20 protein-coding genes are annotated in these 17,201 nt (G+C 61.4%); 4 read left to right on the top strand and 16 right to left on the bottom strand.

The window, feature by feature from the left end; all coding sequences use genetic code 11:
- Window positions 1-17: 17 nt before the first annotated feature.
- The 12 genes from KW842_RS05595 to KW842_RS05650 all read right to left on the bottom strand — a co-directional run bounded on the left by KW842_RS05595 (window position 18) and on the right by KW842_RS05650 (window position 9,764).
- Window positions 18-1,517: a DegQ family serine endoprotease gene (locus tag KW842_RS05595; RefSeq protein ID WP_373925139.1), complete on the bottom strand. Its 1,500-nt coding sequence runs from the start codon at window positions 1,515-1,517 to the stop codon at window positions 18-20.
- Between the two features lie 137 nt (window positions 1,518-1,654).
- Window positions 1,655-1,936, bottom strand: a complete 282-nt coding sequence (locus KW842_RS05600; protein WP_218303132.1) for a sigma-E factor negative regulatory protein — start codon at window positions 1,934-1,936, stop codon at window positions 1,655-1,657.
- 45 nt (window positions 1,937-1,981) lie between these two features.
- Complete coding sequence (gene rpoE / locus KW842_RS05605; protein ID WP_218303133.1) at window positions 1,982-2,584, bottom strand: RNA polymerase sigma factor RpoE; 603 nt, start codon at window positions 2,582-2,584, stop codon at window positions 1,982-1,984.
- 74 nt (window positions 2,585-2,658) lie between these two features.
- A complete protein-coding gene (locus KW842_RS05610; protein ID WP_218303134.1) occupies window positions 2,659-3,084 on the bottom strand; it encodes a protein YgfX in 426 nt (141 codons plus the stop codon).
- 157 nt (window positions 3,085-3,241) lie between these two features.
- A complete protein-coding gene (gene fabF, locus KW842_RS05615; protein WP_218303135.1) occupies window positions 3,242-4,489 on the bottom strand; it encodes a beta-ketoacyl-ACP synthase II in 1,248 nt (415 codons plus the stop codon).
- 30 nt (window positions 4,490-4,519) lie between these two features.
- A complete protein-coding gene (gene acpP / locus KW842_RS05620; RefSeq protein ID WP_055936274.1) occupies window positions 4,520-4,759 on the bottom strand; it encodes an acyl carrier protein in 240 nt (79 codons plus the stop codon).
- Window positions 4,760-4,901: 142 nt separating this feature from the next.
- Window positions 4,902-5,648, bottom strand: a complete 747-nt coding sequence (gene fabG / locus KW842_RS05625; protein WP_218303136.1) for a 3-oxoacyl-ACP reductase FabG — start codon at window positions 5,646-5,648, stop codon at window positions 4,902-4,904.
- A 48-nt stretch (window positions 5,649-5,696) separates the two neighbouring features.
- On the bottom strand, window positions 5,697-6,632 hold the full coding sequence (fabD, locus tag KW842_RS05630; protein WP_218303137.1) for an ACP S-malonyltransferase: 936 nt from the start codon (window positions 6,630-6,632) through the stop codon (window positions 5,697-5,699).
- 99 nt (window positions 6,633-6,731) lie between these two features.
- Entirely contained in the window at window positions 6,732-7,715 is a 984-nt protein-coding gene (locus KW842_RS05635) for a beta-ketoacyl-ACP synthase III (protein WP_304514733.1), read from the bottom strand.
- 16 nt (window positions 7,716-7,731) lie between these two features.
- Window positions 7,732-8,793: a phosphate acyltransferase PlsX gene (gene plsX, locus KW842_RS05640; RefSeq protein WP_218303138.1), complete on the bottom strand. Its 1,062-nt coding sequence runs from the start codon at window positions 8,791-8,793 to the stop codon at window positions 7,732-7,734.
- Window positions 8,794-8,940: 147 nt separating this feature from the next.
- Window positions 8,941-9,123: a 50S ribosomal protein L32 gene (rpmF, locus tag KW842_RS05645; protein WP_008449924.1), complete on the bottom strand. Its 183-nt coding sequence runs from the start codon at window positions 9,121-9,123 to the stop codon at window positions 8,941-8,943.
- A 140-nt stretch (window positions 9,124-9,263) separates the two neighbouring features.
- Complete coding sequence (locus KW842_RS05650; RefSeq protein ID WP_218303139.1) at window positions 9,264-9,764, bottom strand: DUF177 domain-containing protein; 501 nt, start codon at window positions 9,762-9,764, stop codon at window positions 9,264-9,266.
- A 124-nt stretch (window positions 9,765-9,888) separates the two neighbouring features.
- Between KW842_RS05650 and KW842_RS05655 the strand changes: the two genes are divergently transcribed.
- Window positions 9,889-10,479 (top strand): Maf-like protein, encoded by a 591-nt coding sequence (locus KW842_RS05655; RefSeq protein WP_218303140.1) that lies wholly within the window; start codon window positions 9,889-9,891, stop codon window positions 10,477-10,479.
- A gap of 1 nt (window position 10,480) precedes the next feature.
- Window positions 10,481-11,206, top strand: a complete 726-nt coding sequence (locus KW842_RS05660) for an SAM-dependent methyltransferase (RefSeq protein ID WP_218303141.1) — start codon at window positions 10,481-10,483, stop codon at window positions 11,204-11,206.
- Between the two features lie 12 nt (window positions 11,207-11,218).
- Here the strand turns inward: KW842_RS05660 and KW842_RS05665 are convergent, their stop codons facing one another.
- From KW842_RS05665 to KW842_RS05680, 4 genes are all read right to left on the bottom strand, one after another.
- Window positions 11,219-12,487 carry an EAL and HDOD domain-containing protein gene (locus tag KW842_RS05665; protein ID WP_218303142.1) on the bottom strand — a complete coding sequence of 423 codons (1,269 nt, stop codon included), beginning with the start codon at window positions 12,485-12,487 and terminating at the stop codon, window positions 11,219-11,221.
- A gap of 41 nt (window positions 12,488-12,528) precedes the next feature.
- Window positions 12,529-13,488 (bottom strand): 23S rRNA (adenine(2030)-N(6))-methyltransferase RlmJ, encoded by a 960-nt coding sequence (locus KW842_RS05670; RefSeq protein ID WP_218303143.1) that lies wholly within the window; start codon window positions 13,486-13,488, stop codon window positions 12,529-12,531.
- Window positions 13,489-13,559: 71 nt separating this feature from the next.
- Window positions 13,560-14,054, bottom strand: coding sequence for a ribonuclease E activity regulator RraA (rraA, locus tag KW842_RS05675; RefSeq protein ID WP_218303144.1), 495 nt, complete (start codon window positions 14,052-14,054; stop codon window positions 13,560-13,562).
- Between the two features lie 36 nt (window positions 14,055-14,090).
- Window positions 14,091-15,317 carry an MFS transporter gene (locus KW842_RS05680; protein WP_218303145.1) on the bottom strand — a complete coding sequence of 409 codons (1,227 nt, stop codon included), beginning with the start codon at window positions 15,315-15,317 and terminating at the stop codon, window positions 14,091-14,093.
- 91 nt (window positions 15,318-15,408) lie between these two features.
- Here KW842_RS05680 and KW842_RS05685 point away from each other — a divergent pair, with 91 nt between their 5' ends.
- Together KW842_RS05685 and KW842_RS05690 are read left to right on the top strand one after the other, a co-directional pair.
- Window positions 15,409-16,194, top strand: coding sequence for a helix-turn-helix domain-containing protein (locus KW842_RS05685; protein ID WP_218303146.1), 786 nt, complete (start codon window positions 15,409-15,411; stop codon window positions 16,192-16,194).
- 109 nt (window positions 16,195-16,303) lie between these two features.
- Window positions 16,304-17,197 (top strand): GGDEF domain-containing protein, encoded by an 894-nt coding sequence (locus KW842_RS05690; protein ID WP_218303147.1) that lies wholly within the window; start codon window positions 16,304-16,306, stop codon window positions 17,195-17,197.
- The last annotated feature ends 4 nt before the right edge of the window (window positions 17,198-17,201 follow it).

Consider the following 17,201-nt stretch of genomic DNA (forward strand, 5'->3'; position numbering starts at 1 on the left):
AGCCGGTACCACCATGTTTACTTCTCTGCCTTGGCGCTAGGACGCAGCGAGATGAAGCGCGTATTCCCCTCGCGCAGCACCAGCAGTACCGACGGCTTCTTCGGATCCAGCTTGGCCACCGCCGCATTGAACTGCTTGGCGTCCTTCACCTCGGTATTATTCAGCTGCAGCAGCACATCGCCCTCATCCAGCCCCGCGCGCTCGGCCACACCTTCCACATCGGCCACCAGCACGCCGCCATTGACGCCCAGCTCCTTCTTCTGCTCGGCAGTCAGGTCTTCGACCTTCAAGCCCAGCGCATTCGCCTTGGCCGGCTCGACCGGTTCAGCCTTGCCGCCCTTGCCTTTCGCGCCTTTGACGTTCTTGTCGGCATCCAGCTCGGCCACCGTCACCGGCAAGGTCTGCTCGGCGCCCTTGCGCCAGATAGTCACAGTCGCCTTGCTGTCCAGCGCCGTCTCGCCCACCAGGCGCGGCAGATCGCTGGAACGATTGACCTGCTTGCCATTGAACTTCAGGATGATATCGCCCGACTTGATGCCAGCCTTATCGGCAGGACCGCCCGGCTCCACCAGCGACACCTCGGCGCCCTGCGCCGACTTCAGGCCCAGCGACTCCGCCACTTCCTTGCTGACTTCGCTGATCTGCACGCCGATGCGGCCGCGCGTCACCTTGCCGGATTGCTTCAACTGATCGGACACGCGCATCGCCTCATTCACCGGCACGGCAAACGAAATGCCGTTCGAACCGCCGGACAGCGTGGCGATCTGCGAGTTAATCCCGATCACCTCGCCGCGCATATTGATCAGCGGGCCGCCCGAGTTGCCCGGATTGACCGCCACATCGCTCTGGATCAATGGCAGGTATTCGCCGGTGTCGCGCGCCTTGGCCGAGATAATGCCGGCAGTGACCGTGTTTTCCAGGTTGAACGGCGAGCCGATCGCGATCACCCACTCGCCGGCGCGGATCTTGTCCGAATCGCCCATCAGCAGGAACGGCAGCTTCTCGCCTTCGATTTTCAGTACCGCCACATCGGTGCGGGCGTCGGCGCCCAGCACCTTGGCCTTGAATTCGCGCTTATCGGTCAGCGTGACAAACACTTCATCGGCGCCGTCCACCACATGGGCGTTGGTCATGACATAGCCGTCGGCAGACAGGATGAAGCCGGAACCGACGCCGCGCTGCACCGGCTCGTCGGACGGCGCCTGGCGGCGCGGCGCGCGGCCGTTCGGGGTAGGCATCTGGCCGCCAAAGAAGCGGCGCAGGAATTCCTGCATGTCTTCATCGCCTTGCAGGCCAGGCGCGCCGCGCTGCGGCTGCTTCGGGCGCTCGGTGGTGCGGATATTCACCACCGCCGGGCCGACGCGGTCGACCAGATCGGCAAAGTCCGGCAAGCCGATGACGGCGCCTGTGACCGCCGTCGCCGCAGTGGCAGGCGCCATGCCCACGGACATCCATAAACTCGCGCCGATGATCAGCGCGGACAACGTTTTACGACCAGCAGAGAAGTTATTTTTCATGAGTATTGATCTCTATAAAGTTCGGGATGCAAGTGCGTCGCCCTGGTGTCGGCACGGCGTCGCGCGACAAGAGGCTAGCACATGGTAAGCGAAAAGTCGCCATACCGTATGCGCGAGAGATTATAAGGCCAGCAAACTTAGGGGAAAATGATGGCGGCAGGCTGATCTTCAAGGGCCGCCGCAGCGCGCTTGTGCGCTGGCTCAGTGGCGAGGCGCGCCGCCAGACGCGCCTTGAAATCGTCGCTCAGCTGGCTGCCGGGGGTGGCGCGCAGTACGTCGCCAGTCAGCTGATAGGCTTGCCAGGCTGCCCGGCCGGCTACGCTGTCGAGCGCCGCCAGCGCCAGTTCGCACTCGCTATCGGGCAATTCGCCGTCGGCCAGCGCCGAGATATGTTCACGCAGTTTTTTGTCGGTGTCCATTCGATCCCGCCATTCAAATTGCCGGATATCACCATCATTCCCGCCTTACCAGCGCTTGTCAACCGGCGTGTCCAGCAAAGGCTTCAGTTTTTCCGCGATGACTTCGCGGGCGCGGAAAATACGGCTGCGGACAGTGCCGATCGGGCACGCCATGATGGCGGAAATCTCTTCATAGCTGAGCCCCTCGATTTCGCGCAGCGCGATGGCGGTGCGCAGATCGACCGGCAAGGCGTCCATCGCCGCGTTGACAGTCTGGGCAATCTGCTTGCTCGCCAACATGGACTCCGGCGTATTGATGTCGCGCAGATGCTCGCCATCGTGAAACGCTTCGGCCAGCTCGCTATCGACATCGGTCGAGGTCGGCATGCGCCGCCCCTGGGTGACCAGCGCATTCTTGGCGGTGTTGATGCCGATGCGGTACAGCCAGGTGTAAAAGGCGGAGTCGCCGCGAAAATGCCGCAACGCCCGGTATGCCTTGATAAAGGTTTCTTGCACCACGTCCTCCGCCTCGCTGGGATCGTGCACGATGCGCGACAACAGGCGCATCAGCCGGCGTTGATATTTCGCCACCAGCAAATCAAACGCCTGCTTGTCGCCATCGCACACCCGCTCGACGAGCAACTGGTCACATTCGCGTTCTGTTGTCACTGCATTCCTCGGTGGCCTGCAGCGCTGCCAATTCGTCTAGCCATAAGCTATAGAGTTAGCCCGCTGCAAGAAGTTCAATCTGCCAGCGTGTTTATTTCACTGCGCGCCGCCGCGCGGCACGCCAGGGCCAGCGCCCGCCATTCGGCAGGCGCCACGCAGTCCGGCAACACCAGCAGCACTTGTGTCCTGCCGGCCGCGTCGCGCAGGCGCAGCAATAGCAGGTGCGGCCACAAGGTCGAGCCGCCCAGCAAATGCACGGTGTCGCCGTGGTTCTGGTATACCGCCAGCCGCAACTGGCCGACACCGGATATATCAACCCGGCGTGCGATAGCGGACGGCCGCCCAAACCAGCCAGCCAGCGCACCACTCAGCAGGCACAGCGCGGACGCCAGCATGCCGGGGCAGACAGCCGCAGAGGCCATCACGCAACAGCACAAGCCGGCATGCGCAATGCGCAAGCCGCGCGAAGGACGAACGACGATGGACACCGCGATCGACATGACGGCAGCACCACAAACACATGCATTAAAAAAACGGGAGAGACTGCGTGGAAGCGCCGGCCGCGAGGCCGGGCAATTCAGGCGCCAGCGAATGCCGGCGCCGAATTCTCGCTTACCCTGTTTGGACAGGGCGAAGCGAGAATAGGTTCAAACTTTTTTAGATCTTACCGAAGACTAAACTGCCGTTGGTGCCGCCGAAGCCGAACGAGTTTTTCACTGCGTAATCGATCTTCATGTCACGGGCCGTATTGGCAACAAAGTCCAGGTCGCAAGCAGCATCCTGGTTGAAGATGTTGATGGTCGGAGGCGACACCTGATGGTGCACCGCCAGTACCGTAAACACCGACTCCAGACCGCCAGCGCCGCCCAGCAGGTGGCCGGTCATCGACTTGGTCGAGTTGACCACCAGCTTTTTGGCGTGGTCGCCGAAAGTGCGCTTGATGCCCTGCACTTCCGCCACGTCGCCTTGCGGCGTCGAGGTACCATGCGCATTCACATAATGCACCTGGTCAGGATTGATGCCGGCGTTGGCCAGCGCGGCTTGCGCCGACTTGCTGCCACCACTGCCATCTTCCAGAGGCGAGGTCATGTGATACGCATCGGCGCTCATGCCAAAACCGAGCACTTCGGCGTAAATCTTGGCGCCGCGCGCCTTGGCGTGTTCGTACTCTTCGAGCACCATCACGCCAGCACCTTCGCCCAGCACGAAACCATCACGGTCCGTATCCCATGGACGGGATGCGGTCGCTGGATCATCGTTGCGGGACGACAGCGCCTTGGCCGAGGCGAAACCGCCCAGGCCCAGTGGCGACACGGTCGATTCGGCGCCGCCAGCGACCATCACGTCGGCATCGCCGTACTCGATCAATCGAGCGGCAGCGCCGATGCAATGCAGGCCGGTGGTGCAAGCCGTCACGATCGACAGATTAGGACCACGCATGCCGTACTTGATCGACAGGTTGCCCGAGATCATATTGATGATCGAGGCCGGCACGAAGAACGGCGAGATACGGCGCGGACCGCGCTTGTCGTAGTCTTCCTTCTGTTCTTCGATCATCGGCAGGCCGCCGATGCCGGAACCGACGATCACGCCGATGCGGTCGGCGTTTTCTTCGGTGACAACCACGCCGGAGTCCTGCACAGCCTGGATGCCAGCCGCCATGCCGTAATGGATGAAGGTATCCATGTGGCGGGCTTCTTTCGCGGAGATATAGTCCTCGATGTTGAAGCCTTTGACTTCACCGGCAAAACGGGTGCTGAAAGCAGATGCGTCAAACTTGGTGATGGTGGCAATACCGGATTTGCCCTCGACCGCTGCGGCCCACGAATCAGCAATATTATTGCCGATCGGAGTCACGGCGCCCAGGCCGGTAATGACAACACGACGGTTTTTAGAACCTCTCAAGCGATTCTCCTAAAGTCGATCGGGCAGAAATTACGCCTTGACGTGCGCGGTAGCGTAGTCGATCGCTTGCTGCACGGTGGTGATTTTTTCTGCTTGTTCGTCAGGGATTTCCATTTCGAATTCGTCTTCCAGGGCCATCACCAGTTCAACGGTGTCCAGCGAGTCAGCGCCCAGGTCGTCGACGAACGACGATTCGGTTTTGATGTCTGCTTCGGCGACGCCCAGTTGTTCAGCGACGATTTTCTTAACGCGTTGTTCGATATCCGACATGTTATGGCTCCATTTGTTTGTTACGGAAAGCGCGCATTTTATCAGGTTTGCGCACTGAAAAACTAATTTCGGTGAGTGCTGCTAAATATACCGAAATTACTACTAAAAGATTTGAATGGGCTTTATTTTATGCCCATTCTCATCAGTTCATATACATACCACCATTCACGTGCAGGGTAGTACCGGTAATATAAGCGGCTTGCGGCGACGCCAGGAAGGCGACCGCTGCGGCGATATCCTCTGGCTTGCCGAGACGCGCCAATGGAATCTGGGTCAACAGGGCGGCGTGCTGCTCTTCGCCCAGCGCCTTGGTCATATCGGTGTCGATAAAGCCGGGCGCCACGCTGTTGACGGTGATGTTGCGGCTGCCGATTTCCCGCGCCAGCGCACGGGTCATGCCTTCTACGCCAGCCTTCGACGCCGCGTAGTTCATCTGGCCCGGATTGCCGGACGACGCCACCACCGAAGTGATGCTGATGATGCGGCCAGCCTTGGCCTTCATCATGCCGCGCAGCACAGCGCGCGACAGGCGGCCGACCGAGTTCAGATTGGTAGCGATGACGCTATCCCACTCTTCATCCTTCATGCGCATCGCCAGGTTGTCCTGGGTGATGCCGGCGTTGTTGACCAGGATGCCCACCGCGCCGTAAGTCTTGCTGATGTCGTCGATGATGGCGGCGCAGGCTTCGGCGTTGGTGACGTTCAGCACCATGCCCTTGCCTGCCTCAGCGCCGATCTCGGCCAGGTAAGCGGAAATCGCTTCGGCGCCGGCTTCGGTGGTGGCGGTGCCGATCACTTTCGCGCCCTGGCGCGCCAGTTCCTGGGCAATCGCCTTGCCGATGCCGCGCGATGCGCCCGTTACCAGGGCGACTTGATTTGCTAAAGTCATGTAAGTCCTTCTACAGTAAATTCTGAGTGTGCCTGAAAGCGCAAACGATTATTTGAGCTTGCTCAATACGGCGTCCAGCGAAGCCTGGTCGAAGATTGCCTCACCGGCCAGGTTGCCGTCGATGCGCTTGGTCAAGCCCATCAGCACTTTGCCCGGACCGCACTCGACCACGTCAACAATGCCGTCGGCGGCGATCTTCTGCACGGTTTCCACCCAGCGCACCGGCGCGGCGGCCTGGCGCACCAGCGCATCCTTGATCGCGTCCGGGTCATTCAGCACGGCCACGTCGACGTTGTTGATCAGCGGGATTTGCGGTGCCGAGAAGGTGATCTTGGCCAGGTAGTCGCGCAGGCGGTCCGACGCCGGCTTCAGCAGCGACGAATGGAACGGCGCCGACACCGGCAGCTTCATGGCGCGTTTGGCGCCCTTGCCTTTGGCGATGTCGCAGGCGCGCTCAACCGCAGCGGTGTCGCCGGCGATGACCACCTGTGCAGGTGCATTGAAGTTGACTGCCTCGACCACGCCACCGCCAGCGGCAGCTTCGCTGCAGGCTGCGCGCACGTCATCATCCGACAGGCCCAGCACCACGGCCATGGTGCCCTGACCAACTGGCACGGCTTCCTGCATGGCTTGCGCGCGGAAGCGCACCAGTGGCACGGCGTCCTTGAACGAGATCACGCCAGCGGCAACCAGCGCCGAGTACTCGCCCAGGCTGTGGCCGGCTACCACCGACGGCGCAGGACCACCAGCGGCGATCCATGCGCGATAGGCGGCAACAGCGGCGGTCAGCATCACCGGCTGGGTATTGGTGGTCAGGTCCAGTTCTTCTTTCGGGCCTTCGGCGATCAGTTTGCCGAGGTCGAAGCCCAGCGCTTCCGACGCTTCAGCAACGGTCTGCGCCACCACAGGATTGCCGGCAAAGCCATTCAGCATGCCGATGGCCTGCGAGCCTTGGCCTGGGAATACAAAAGCAAATTTAGTCATGACTTCCATCCATCTCTTTTATTATTGGGAGCAACGCTAGCATGCAAACATGACAGCGCCGCTACCGTTGAGCCCGTTAGAACTCTAATTCTAATTCAGTTAAAAACGTGCGAGCACCGCGCCCCAGGTAAAGCCGCCGCCGACACCTTCCAGCATGATGTTCTGGCCACGCTTGACACGGCCATCGCGCACGGCGGCGTCCAGCGCCAGCGGAATCGATGCGGCCGAGGTATTGCCGTGCTGGTCAACGGTGACCACCATTTTTTCCATCGGCAGGCCCAGCTTTTTAGCGGTACTGCTCATGATGCGCAGATTGGCCTGGTGCGGGATCAGCCAGTCGATTTGCCCGGCCTGCATATTCGCCTTGGCCAGTGCCTCGTCCGCCACCTTCGCCAATACCGACACCGCCAGCTTGAACACTGCCGGGCCGTCCATGTACAGATAGGCTTCGCCAGCGGTCGCGCCGCCGAAGGTATGCGGCATGCACAGGATGCTGGAATGGCTGCCGTCAGCATGCATCGCGGTGGCCAGGATGCCTGGCTCTTCCGAGGCGCTCAGCACCACGGCGCCAGCGCCGTCGCCGAACAGCACGCAGGTGGTACGGTCACTGAAATCGAGGATGCGGGAGAATACTTCGGCGCCGATCACCAGCACATTCTTGTGCACGCCGGCGCGGATGAAGGCGTCGGCGGTCGACAGCGCGTAGACGAAGCCGCTGCACACAGCCTGCACATCCACGGCCGCGCCATGGTTGGTGATGCCCAGCTTTTGCTGCACGATGCAGGCGGTGCTCGGGAAGCTGCCGAAGAAATCCGGGGTCGAGCTGGCAACGATGATCAGGTCGATGTCGTTGGGCTGCAAGCCAGCCATATCCAGCGCGTTTTTAGCGGCGTGTACCGCCAGGTCGGACGATTTCTGCTCAGGCGCGGCAAAGTGGCGCGCCGCGATGCCGCTGCGGGTGGTGATCCACTCGTCCGAAGTCTCGATGCCTTTGGCGGCGAGTTGATCAGTCAATTCCTGATTGGTCACACGCTGTTCCGGCAGATAGCTGCCGGTGCCAATAATTTTGCTATACAGGGTCATGCCGTTTTACCGTCCACTAAATAGTTGAGCTTGGTACTTCCTGTGTTTCGGTGTTACGCGGCATCAACTCGGTAATCAAGGTCGAGATATGCGGCAACACGTCATTTTTTGCAGCATCATACGCTCGCTTGATCGCCCACTCAAAGGAATATGCGTCGGCGCCGCCATGGCTTTTGAACACCAGGCCGCGCAGGCCCAGCAGGCTGGCCCCGTTGTAACGCGATGGCGACAGGCGCTTCTTGATGTTATTCAAGGCGCTGCGGCCGATCAGCGCACTCAGCATGGTCAGCGGGTTGCGGGTGAATTCGGATTTGACCGTGTCGGCGAAGAAGCGCGCCACACCCTCAACCGCCTTCAGCGTGACGTTGCCGGTAAAGCCGTCGCACACCACCAGGTCGGTCGTGCCTTTGAAGATGTCATTGCCTTCCACGTTGCCGTAGAAGTTGAGCGCGCCGCGCTCGTGATCGGCTTGCAGCAGCTTGCTGGTGGCTTTGACCACGTCATTGCCCTTGATGTCCTCGGTGCCGACGTTCAGCAGGCCGATGGTCGGGCGCGGGGTGTTTTCCATGGCCGATACCAGCACCGAGCCCATGATCGCAAACTGGTGCAGGTGGTGCGGTTCGCAGTCGACATTGGCGCCCAGGTCCAGCATATAGGTCGGGCCGCCTTTTTGATTCGGCATGATGCTGCAGATGGCCGGACGGTCGACGCCGCTCATGGTCTTCAGCACATAGCGGGCGACGGCCATCAGCGCGCCGGTATTGCCGGCCGAGACGGAGGCCTGGGCCTTGCCGTCCTTGACTTGCTCGATGGCGACGCGCATCGACGAATCCTTCTTGCGGCGCAGCGCCACTTCCAGCGGATCGTCCATGGTGACTTGTTCGGAGGCGTGCACGACGCTCAGGCGCGGGTGCGCGTCGGCGTGGTGCTTCTTCAGTTCGGCGCGGATGACGTCTTCGAGGCCAACCAGGATCAGCTCGGCCTCAGGCTCGCGTTTGACGAAGGAAACAGCTGCGGGAATAGTGACCGAGGGGCCGTGATCGCCACCCATGCAGTCGATAGAAATTTTGATTGTCATTGTTATGGCAAGCGGCAGAACCGCGACATCCGGAATCCGCGTTGGAACATGACGGTGTGCAAAACCAAATTGCAGCCGATTAAAAAAGAAAAAGCGATGCTACACAAGTCAGCACCGCCTGTTTCTGGGTCCAGCAAAAACGTTCGATTACTCGTCGTTTTTGGTTTTCAGGACTTTACGACCACGGTAGAAGCCGTTAGGGCTGATGTGGTGACGCAGGTGGGTTTCACCGGTGGTTGGCTCGATGCCCAGTTGTGGAGCAACCAGGAAATCGTGCGAACGGTGCATACCGCGCTTCGATGGGGATTTTTTGTTCTGTTGAACTGCCATGTTAATGACTCCTAATACATAAGTTCTAAAATTCTAACACAATCGACCGGCATACAACATGCGAATCGAGCCCTACTACTTTGCTACTGCTAACTTGCCAAGACTCGATATCACACGCGTATTGACACGTCCATTACAAACTACTTATTCGGGGTGAGGCTCTTCAGAGCGTCGAAGGGCGAGATTTTCTCGCTTTTCGCCTTGTCCAGCAGGCTGGAATCCGGGCAGACATCGTGACGTGGCGACTGCGGCAAGGCCAGCAACGCTTCGTCTTCCACCAGGTACATCAGCTCCATGCTGCGACTTCCAACGATCACGTCGATCGATTCGTCGTCTATCGTTTCTTCAATTTCGTCCGCCTGTTCATCATCCTTACCCAGCATCAGCACGGTCGACGAATCGAGGTGGTGAGCATAAGGCTGCAGGCAACGCTGGCAGACCAGTTGCACGGTGCCGTTGACCGACAGCGTCATCTGCGGGAAGCCCAGTTTGTGGGTGCTTCCTACTGCTTTCCAGGCAATCTCGCCGGAGGCATTCGCACACTCCTTGGCCAGGCGGGTCATTTCAGCAACAGGCGTCACGCCTTCCCGGCTGCTGTTGGTCCGACAGAATTCAAAGGTGTCGATCACAAAAGCATTCATTGCAGAGTTTCCCCGGAAAACCTGCGATAATAGCAGGGTTTTCGTATTTAAGTCAAAGCCTTAGCGATTTATCTGGCAATCTGTCGCAAAAATCGCCGGCGACAAAGCATATAACATTCCCCTCATGACATCAAGTTTACTCGTACTGGCTTCCAGCTCTGCCTACCGCAAGGAATTACTCAGCCGCCTGCGACTGCCGTTCGAAGTGGCCGTGCCGGCCATCGATGAGACGCCGCTGGCAGGCGAAACCCCGAGCGCCACCGCGCTGCGCCTGGCGCGCGACAAAGCCGCCGCCGTGGCGGCCAAGATGCCGGGCGCCATCGTCATCGGCTCCGATCAGGTTGCCACGCTGGACGATGAACAAATCGGCAAGCCTGGCAACCACGCCAACGCGCTGGCACAATTGCAGAAAATGCGCGGCCGCGAAGTCATCTTCCACACCGCGCTATGCGTCTGGGATGGCCGCGATGGCACGCACCAGCTGGAAGACATCCAGACCGTAGTCAAGTTCCGCGACCTGCCGGACGCCGAGCTGGACGCCTACCTGCGCATCGAGCAGCCGTATGACTGCGCCGGCAGCGCCAAAAACGAGGCGCTGGGCATCGCCATCCTGGAGCGCATCGACAGCAGCGACCCGAGCGCCCTCACCGGCTTGCCTTTAATCGCGCTGACGGGCATGCTGCGCAACCTTGGCCTCACTTTCTTCCAACACTGATATGACCGGCACTCTCTATTTAATCCCGAACACCCTGGGCGAAACCGAAGCGCTCGACTATGTGCTGCCCGAGCAGGTACAGCGCATCACCGCACAGCTGGACTACTTCGTCGCTGAAAACGCCAAGACGGCGCGCGCCTTCCTGAAACTGGTCGGCACCCAGCACCCCCTGTGCAAGCCGATGCAGGAAATCAAAATCGCCGAACTCAACGTCAACACCCCGGCCGCTGCGCTGAAAGACCTGCTGGCGCCGTTGCTGGCCGGCCAGGACGGCGGCCTGGTCTCGGAAGCCGGCGTCCCGGCGGTAGCCGATCCCGGCGCCGACCTGGTCCGCCTGGCGCACCAGCACAACATCCCGGTGCGCCCGCTGGTCGGCCCCTCCTCGTTGCTGCTGGCCGTCATGGCGAGCGGCCTGAACGGACAAAGCTTCGCCTTCAACGGCTACCTGCCAACCGATGCCGCGCAGCGCACTGCCCGCCTCAAAGACCTGGAACAACGTTCGCGCAAGGAAAAGCAAACCCAGCTCTTCATCGAAACGCCCTACCGCAACGCCGCCATGCTGGAAGCCATGGCCGCCGCCTGCGCGCCGAACACGCTGCTCTGCGTCGCCACCGACCTCAGCCTGCCAAGCGAAACCATCCGCACCATGACCGCCGCACAATGGAAAACCGCCCCGCCCCCTGACTTCCACAAAAAGCCCACCGTCTTCCTCCTGCTCGCCCAATGAAACCGGGGATGATCAGATGCCGCGGGTATATTCGGTGACCCATTCGATGGCGGCTAGCTGGATGTTGTAGAGCTCGGCCGGGCGCATTTCCAGTTGTTGCAGCATGGCGGCCAGCGCGCTGCCGTCGCGGCCACGCTCAAGGTGTTCGATCAGGCTGAGCATGTTGCCATAGTCGCCAGAGCGGTGCAGCAGCGCCGCCCGCACGTCATCCAGTACGTTGACGCTATCCAGCACTTCCCGCATCTGGATCGAGAACAAGGTGTCCATCAGTGACATCACCCCCACCGTGAAGCCGATATCAGCACTCACCCGCTCTCCTGGCCGCCGGTGCGCCACCATCAGCTCGATGGTTTTGCCGCGCATGGTCGCCAGTTGCAGCAGTGGCGAGGTAAACTCCTGTGTCCCGCCATTTTTGACATACAGCAGGATTTGCAACCAGCGCTGCAACTGCCGCCGCCCCAGCACCATCAGCGCGTGCCCGACTGAGTTGATGCGCTGGCGTGCGCCTACCGCCGGCGTATTCACCAGTCGCAGCAGATTCAGCGCGATCAGCGCATCATGCTTGACGCCGCGTTCGAGTTCCTGATTACTGGCACCACGGTCCAGTAATTCCAGCAAGTGCAGCACACCCAACTGCGAAGGCGAGATTTTCTTGCCGCTAAGGACTACCGGCCGCGCAAAATAATATCCCTGAAAGTATTCAAAGCCCAGATCCATGCATTCCTGGAATTCCTCCGCCGTCTCGACCTTCTCGGCCAGCAGCTTCTGCTTCGGGTTCTTCAGCACCCGCGCCAGCGCCGACAAGGTGCCGGGCTGCATGTCCTTGATATCGACCTTGATCACGTCGCACAGCGGCGTCAGCTTTTGCACATCCTCCGACTGGCCGATGACGTCGTCCAGCGCAAACTTGAAGCCCGCCTGGCGCAGCTCGTACACGCGGGCCAGCACTTCCGGCGTGGCCTTGACCGTTTCGAGGATTTCAAGGATTACCTTGTCACTGGGCAAAAAGCGTATGAAGTCGCTCATCAAGCCCACCTCGTCGACATTGACGAACGCCATCTGGTCGCCCACCACCTGCCCCAGCCCCAGCTCGGAAGCGTGGGCGATCACGGTGGCGGTGGCCCGGGTATCGTCGGTGATGTGGGCGTCATTGCGGGAGGCGGCGTCGCGGAACAGCAGCTCGTAGGCAACCAGCCGCTGCCCCCGGTTGAGGATGGGCTGGCGAGCGAGAAAGAAATTATCAGCTAGTGTTGACGGCGCCGGCGGCGAGGCTGACATCATGGGGAGCTCCCATTGCTAGGTTGCTACCAGCCTATACTGAATTATGCGATCTTTACAACATTTTTCTTGCGAACCGGAGGGCGCCGCTCACCACTGTTGCGCGCGCCCATCGTCTGCGTGCCAGTCTCCAGGGTGAAGCGCGCGCCGGCATCCTGGCCCAGCGCCTTGACCAGCCACGGCATCACCTGTTTCAGCATCGGCTCCAGCGTGTACGGCGGATTCAGGATGAACATGCCGCTGCTGTGCAGGCCGCCGATTCCGTCCGGCATCGGCTGTTTGATGGTCAGCGTCACATTCAGCCAGTTGGCGGCCGGCAGCTGTTTCAGCTTGTCGGCAAACTGGCGCGATTCCATGCGCTGCAGCAGCGGATACCAGACCGCGTAGGTCCCGGTCGGGAAGCGGCCCAGCGACTCGGCCAGCGCATCCTTGGTCTTTTTGTAGTCCAGCTTGTCTTCGTACGGTGGATCGATCAGCACCAGTGCGCGGCGCGATGGCGGCGGCAGCAGCGCTTTCAGCGAGGCGAAACCGTCGCTGCGGGTGACCAGCACGCGCTGGCCGCGCACGGTCGGGCGGATGCCTTGCGCCGCCGCATGCTCGTCCAGCCTGCGGAAGTTATCCGCCAGCAGCTTGGCGTCGGCCGGGTGCATCTCGAACAGGCGCAGGCGGTCGTGCGGGCGCGCCACCTGCTCGGCGATGTACGGCGAACCAGGGTAGTAGCGCATCTTGCCGCTCGGGTTCATGCCACGGATCAGGTCGACATATTCCCTGATCTGCTCCGGCATGTCGGTCAGGTTCCACAGCGGGCCGATGCCGGTGTCGTACTCGGCATTCTTGGCCGCGAAGCCGCTATCCAGCTCGTAGACACCCGCGCCAGCGTGCGTATCGATGTAGGTGTAGGCCACATCCTTTTGATTGAGGTACTGCAGCAACTGGATGGTGACGAAGTGCTTCAGCACGTCGGCGTGGTTACCCGCGTGGAAGGCATGGCGGTAAGAGAACATAAGCTGGTGATCCTGATTGATTCAATCCGACATTATCCCTCAGAACGCGCCCGCCACCAAAAAACTCCGTATCAGGCCAGCTTCTGCTGCGCCACCAGCACGCCGTCCGCATCGGCGTAAATCCAGTCGCCAGGGTTGACCGGCACCCCGGCGATATGCACCCGCAAATTACGCTCGCCCACGCCTTTCTTGCCGCTCTTTTGCGGATGCGCAGCCAGCGCGCGCACGCCGATGTCGCAAGCGTTGATTTCATCGCTGTCGCGGATGCAGCCATCGACGATGATGCCGGCCCAGCCATTGTCCTGCGCCAGCAAGCCGAGCTGGCCACCGACCAGCGCCCGCCGCAGGCTGCCGCCGCCATCCACCACCAGCACATTGCCGTCGCCCGGCGTTTCCAGCGTCGACCGCACCAGCGCATTGTCTTCATGCACCTTCAGCGTCACCACCCGGCCGGAGAAGCGCACCCGCTGGCCGTAGTGGCGGAACACCGGCGGCAGCACCGCCAGCCGTCCGTCCTCCAGCAGATTGGCGTTGTCGTCGCATAAATCAGTGGTGGCAAAGGCCATCGTCATCCTCCAGGACTATGATCAGATGACTAAATATTACGCGGTTTTCGGCGCCACCGTCACCCGCGTTTTGCTGCCCACGCCCAGCGCAGTCAGGATCACCAGCGCCTGGAACACGCCAATGAACACGAACACGCCAGCCGGATGGTTGGCGTCCATCAGCGCGCCGAACAGCAGCGGCCCTAGCGCCAGGCCGCTGTCCAGACCCGAATACACCACGCCGAACACGCGGCCGGTGGCGTTGGCCGGCGCCGCCGCGCGTATCATCAGGTCGCGCGACGGACCGGAAATGCCGGTCACCAGGCCGATCAGCCCCATCAGCACCACCGCCATCCACGACGGCACCACCGCCGCCGCCAGCACCAGCGACAACAGCGCCGCCGAGCCGAAGGCCAGCATGATGATGCGGTCATGGTTGCGACTGCCCGCGCCGAGGAAGCCGCCATACGCCATGCCAGCCGCCGAAGCAAACATAAAGCAGGTATAGGACGCGGTGGCGGTCGACAACGACATGCCGTACAGGCTGACCAGGCTGGTGGCGGCAAAGGTCTGGATACCGGCCAGCGCCACCGCCGAAATCAGGAAGAAGGCAAAGCACAGCCACACCACCTTCAGCTTGAGAAAGCCGAGGGCGCTGGCGTCCGCCGTCACCACCTGGGCGCCTGCCATCGGCGCGGCCGCCGGCCCTGGCCGCAGCGCGTGGCGATTCCAGACCAGCAGCGCCAGCACCGTCAGCGGCAGCAGTGCGGCGCACAGCAGCGCGGTGCGCCAATCGGTGCGCCCCGCCACAAAGGTCAGGAACAGCGGCGACATCGCCCAGCCGATATTGCCGCTGATGCCGTGCACCGAGAAGCCATGCGCCAGCCGCGCCGTGGACACGCGCTGGTTCAGCAAGGTGTAGTCGGCCGGATGGAAAACGCTGTTGCCGCAGCCGGCCAGCAAAGCGCCCAGCATCAGCTGCGCATAGCTGTGTGCGCTCGACAGCATCACCGCCGACAGCCCCAGCAGCGCGATACCGCTGAACAGCACCGCACGCGCACCGAGACGGTCAACCACAAAGCCGGCCATCGCCTGCCCCACGCCGGACACCACAAAGAACACCGTCATCAGCAGCCCCAGCTGCGAATAGCTGAGGCCGAACTCGGGTTTCAGCCACGGTATCAGCGCCGCCAGTATCACATGGTAGAAGTGGGAAGTGCCGTGGGCCAGCCCGACCAGCGTGATCACGCGGGCGTCCTGGCGCCGCAAAGTCTTGTTATTCATTGCTGCTTTCTCCTGGTTTGATTGCCAAAGTGTAAGCAATTCGCAGCAGTCTGATTTAAGATAGAGTGACAACATTTATCGAATTTCCGCCATGCCCATAGAAATCGTCCAGCACACGCGTTTCGACCTGCACAACGAACCGCCCACTGCCGAGAAGCCGATCACCATGTCCGGCCGCGACCTGAAGGCGGCCGCCGTGCTGGAACCGCACCTGCACAGCTGGGGCCAGTTCACTTACGCGCTGCAAGGGGTGATGCGGGCGGACGCCAACAACAGCAGCTGGATCGTGCCGTCACAGCGGGCGATCTGGATACCGCCGGGCGTGGTGCACAGCGTCACGGTGCTGGAAAACACCCATTTGCGGCCGATGCGGGTGTACGCCGGCCGTGCGCCCTTCCCCGGCAATGAATGCAAGATTCTGGCACTGTCGCCGCTGCTGCGCGAGCTGCTGACGGCGCTGGAGCAGCACGACCAGCAGGAACCATCGCAGCGCCACCACCTGCTGATGGAAATGATCCTCGACGAAATCCCGCGCTGCGCGGTGCGCCCGGTGCGCGTGCCGATGCCCGAGGACAAGCGCCTGAAAGCCCTGTGCGACGCGCTGATCGCCGAACCGGGCGCCGAACTGACTTTGGCTGGCTGGGCCAACCGCGTCGGCGCCTCCGAGCGCACGCTGGCCCGCTTGTTCGAGCGCGAACTGGGCATGGGTTTCGTGCAATGGCGCCAGCAAGTCCGGCTGGCGCACGCGGCGCCGCTGATTGCGCGCGGCGTGCCGCTGTCCCAGGTGGCGGTAGAACTGGGCTACGCCAGCCAATCCGCCTTCTCGGCCATGTTCAAGAAAACCTTCGGCTGCTCGCCCTCAACCTTTTTTGGATAACAACAATAATAATCGTTCGTTAAGTTTTCTTTTTTTGTGCCGTTAACGTGAGCTTGGACAAAAGTACGGTACATTAGTGAGAACTAATCAATTAGACACCCGATATCGCATGGCGGACCTGTCGCTCTTTTCAAACGAGCAGATTGCAGCGTTGTTGTCATCGCTGCCCGATCCGGCATTCATCATCACCCGCGCTGGCCGCTATGCGGCGCTATTCGGTGGTACCGACACGCGCTATTACCACGATGGCAGCAGCCTGGTCGGCAAATACCTGTGCGATGTGCTCAACGAGGAAAAGACTGCCTGGTTCCTGGCGCAGATCGCCATCGCGCTGGCTGCAGGCGGCCTGCACGTGGTCGAATATCCGCTGGCGGCCGACGATATCAAAGGCGTGGGCGGCGCCGGGCCGGTCGAAACCATCTGGTTCGAAGGCCGCGTCCAGCCGCTGCAATACCAGGTGATGGGCGAAGACGCGGTGCTGTGGGTGGCCAACAATATCACCGCCAGCAAAAAGCTGGAAGCGCTGCTGCGCATGCAGAGCGAAACCGACGCGCTAAGCGGCCTGCCCAACCGCCGCAAGCTGATCAGCTCCCTGACCGAACATTTTGAGTTATTCGCGCGCTACAAAACGCCAGCCTCGGTGCTGATCTTCGACATCGACCACTTCAAGAGCATTAACGATACCCGCGGCCACCTGGCCGGCGACAAGACCATCACCACCACGGCGGAGGTGTGCCGGCGCGAGTTGCGCGCCACCGACTTTCCTTCGCGCCTGGGCGGGGATGAATTTGTGGTGCTGATGCCGCATACCGGCAGCATCCAGGCGCTGCCGATCGCGGAACGGCTGCGCCTGCGCATCGAGGAGCAGACCGGCGCCACCATCAGCGGCGGCCTGAGCGAGATGACAGGCGGCGACCTGTCCTATGAAGATGTGCTGAAACGATCGGACGATGCCTTATACCGCGCCAAGCGCGATGGCCGCAACCGCATCGTCCACCGCTAACCGT

This window comes from Duganella sp. sic0402 (assembly GCF_019219065.1).
Lineage (GTDB): Bacteria > Pseudomonadota > Gammaproteobacteria > Burkholderiales > Burkholderiaceae_D > Rugamonas.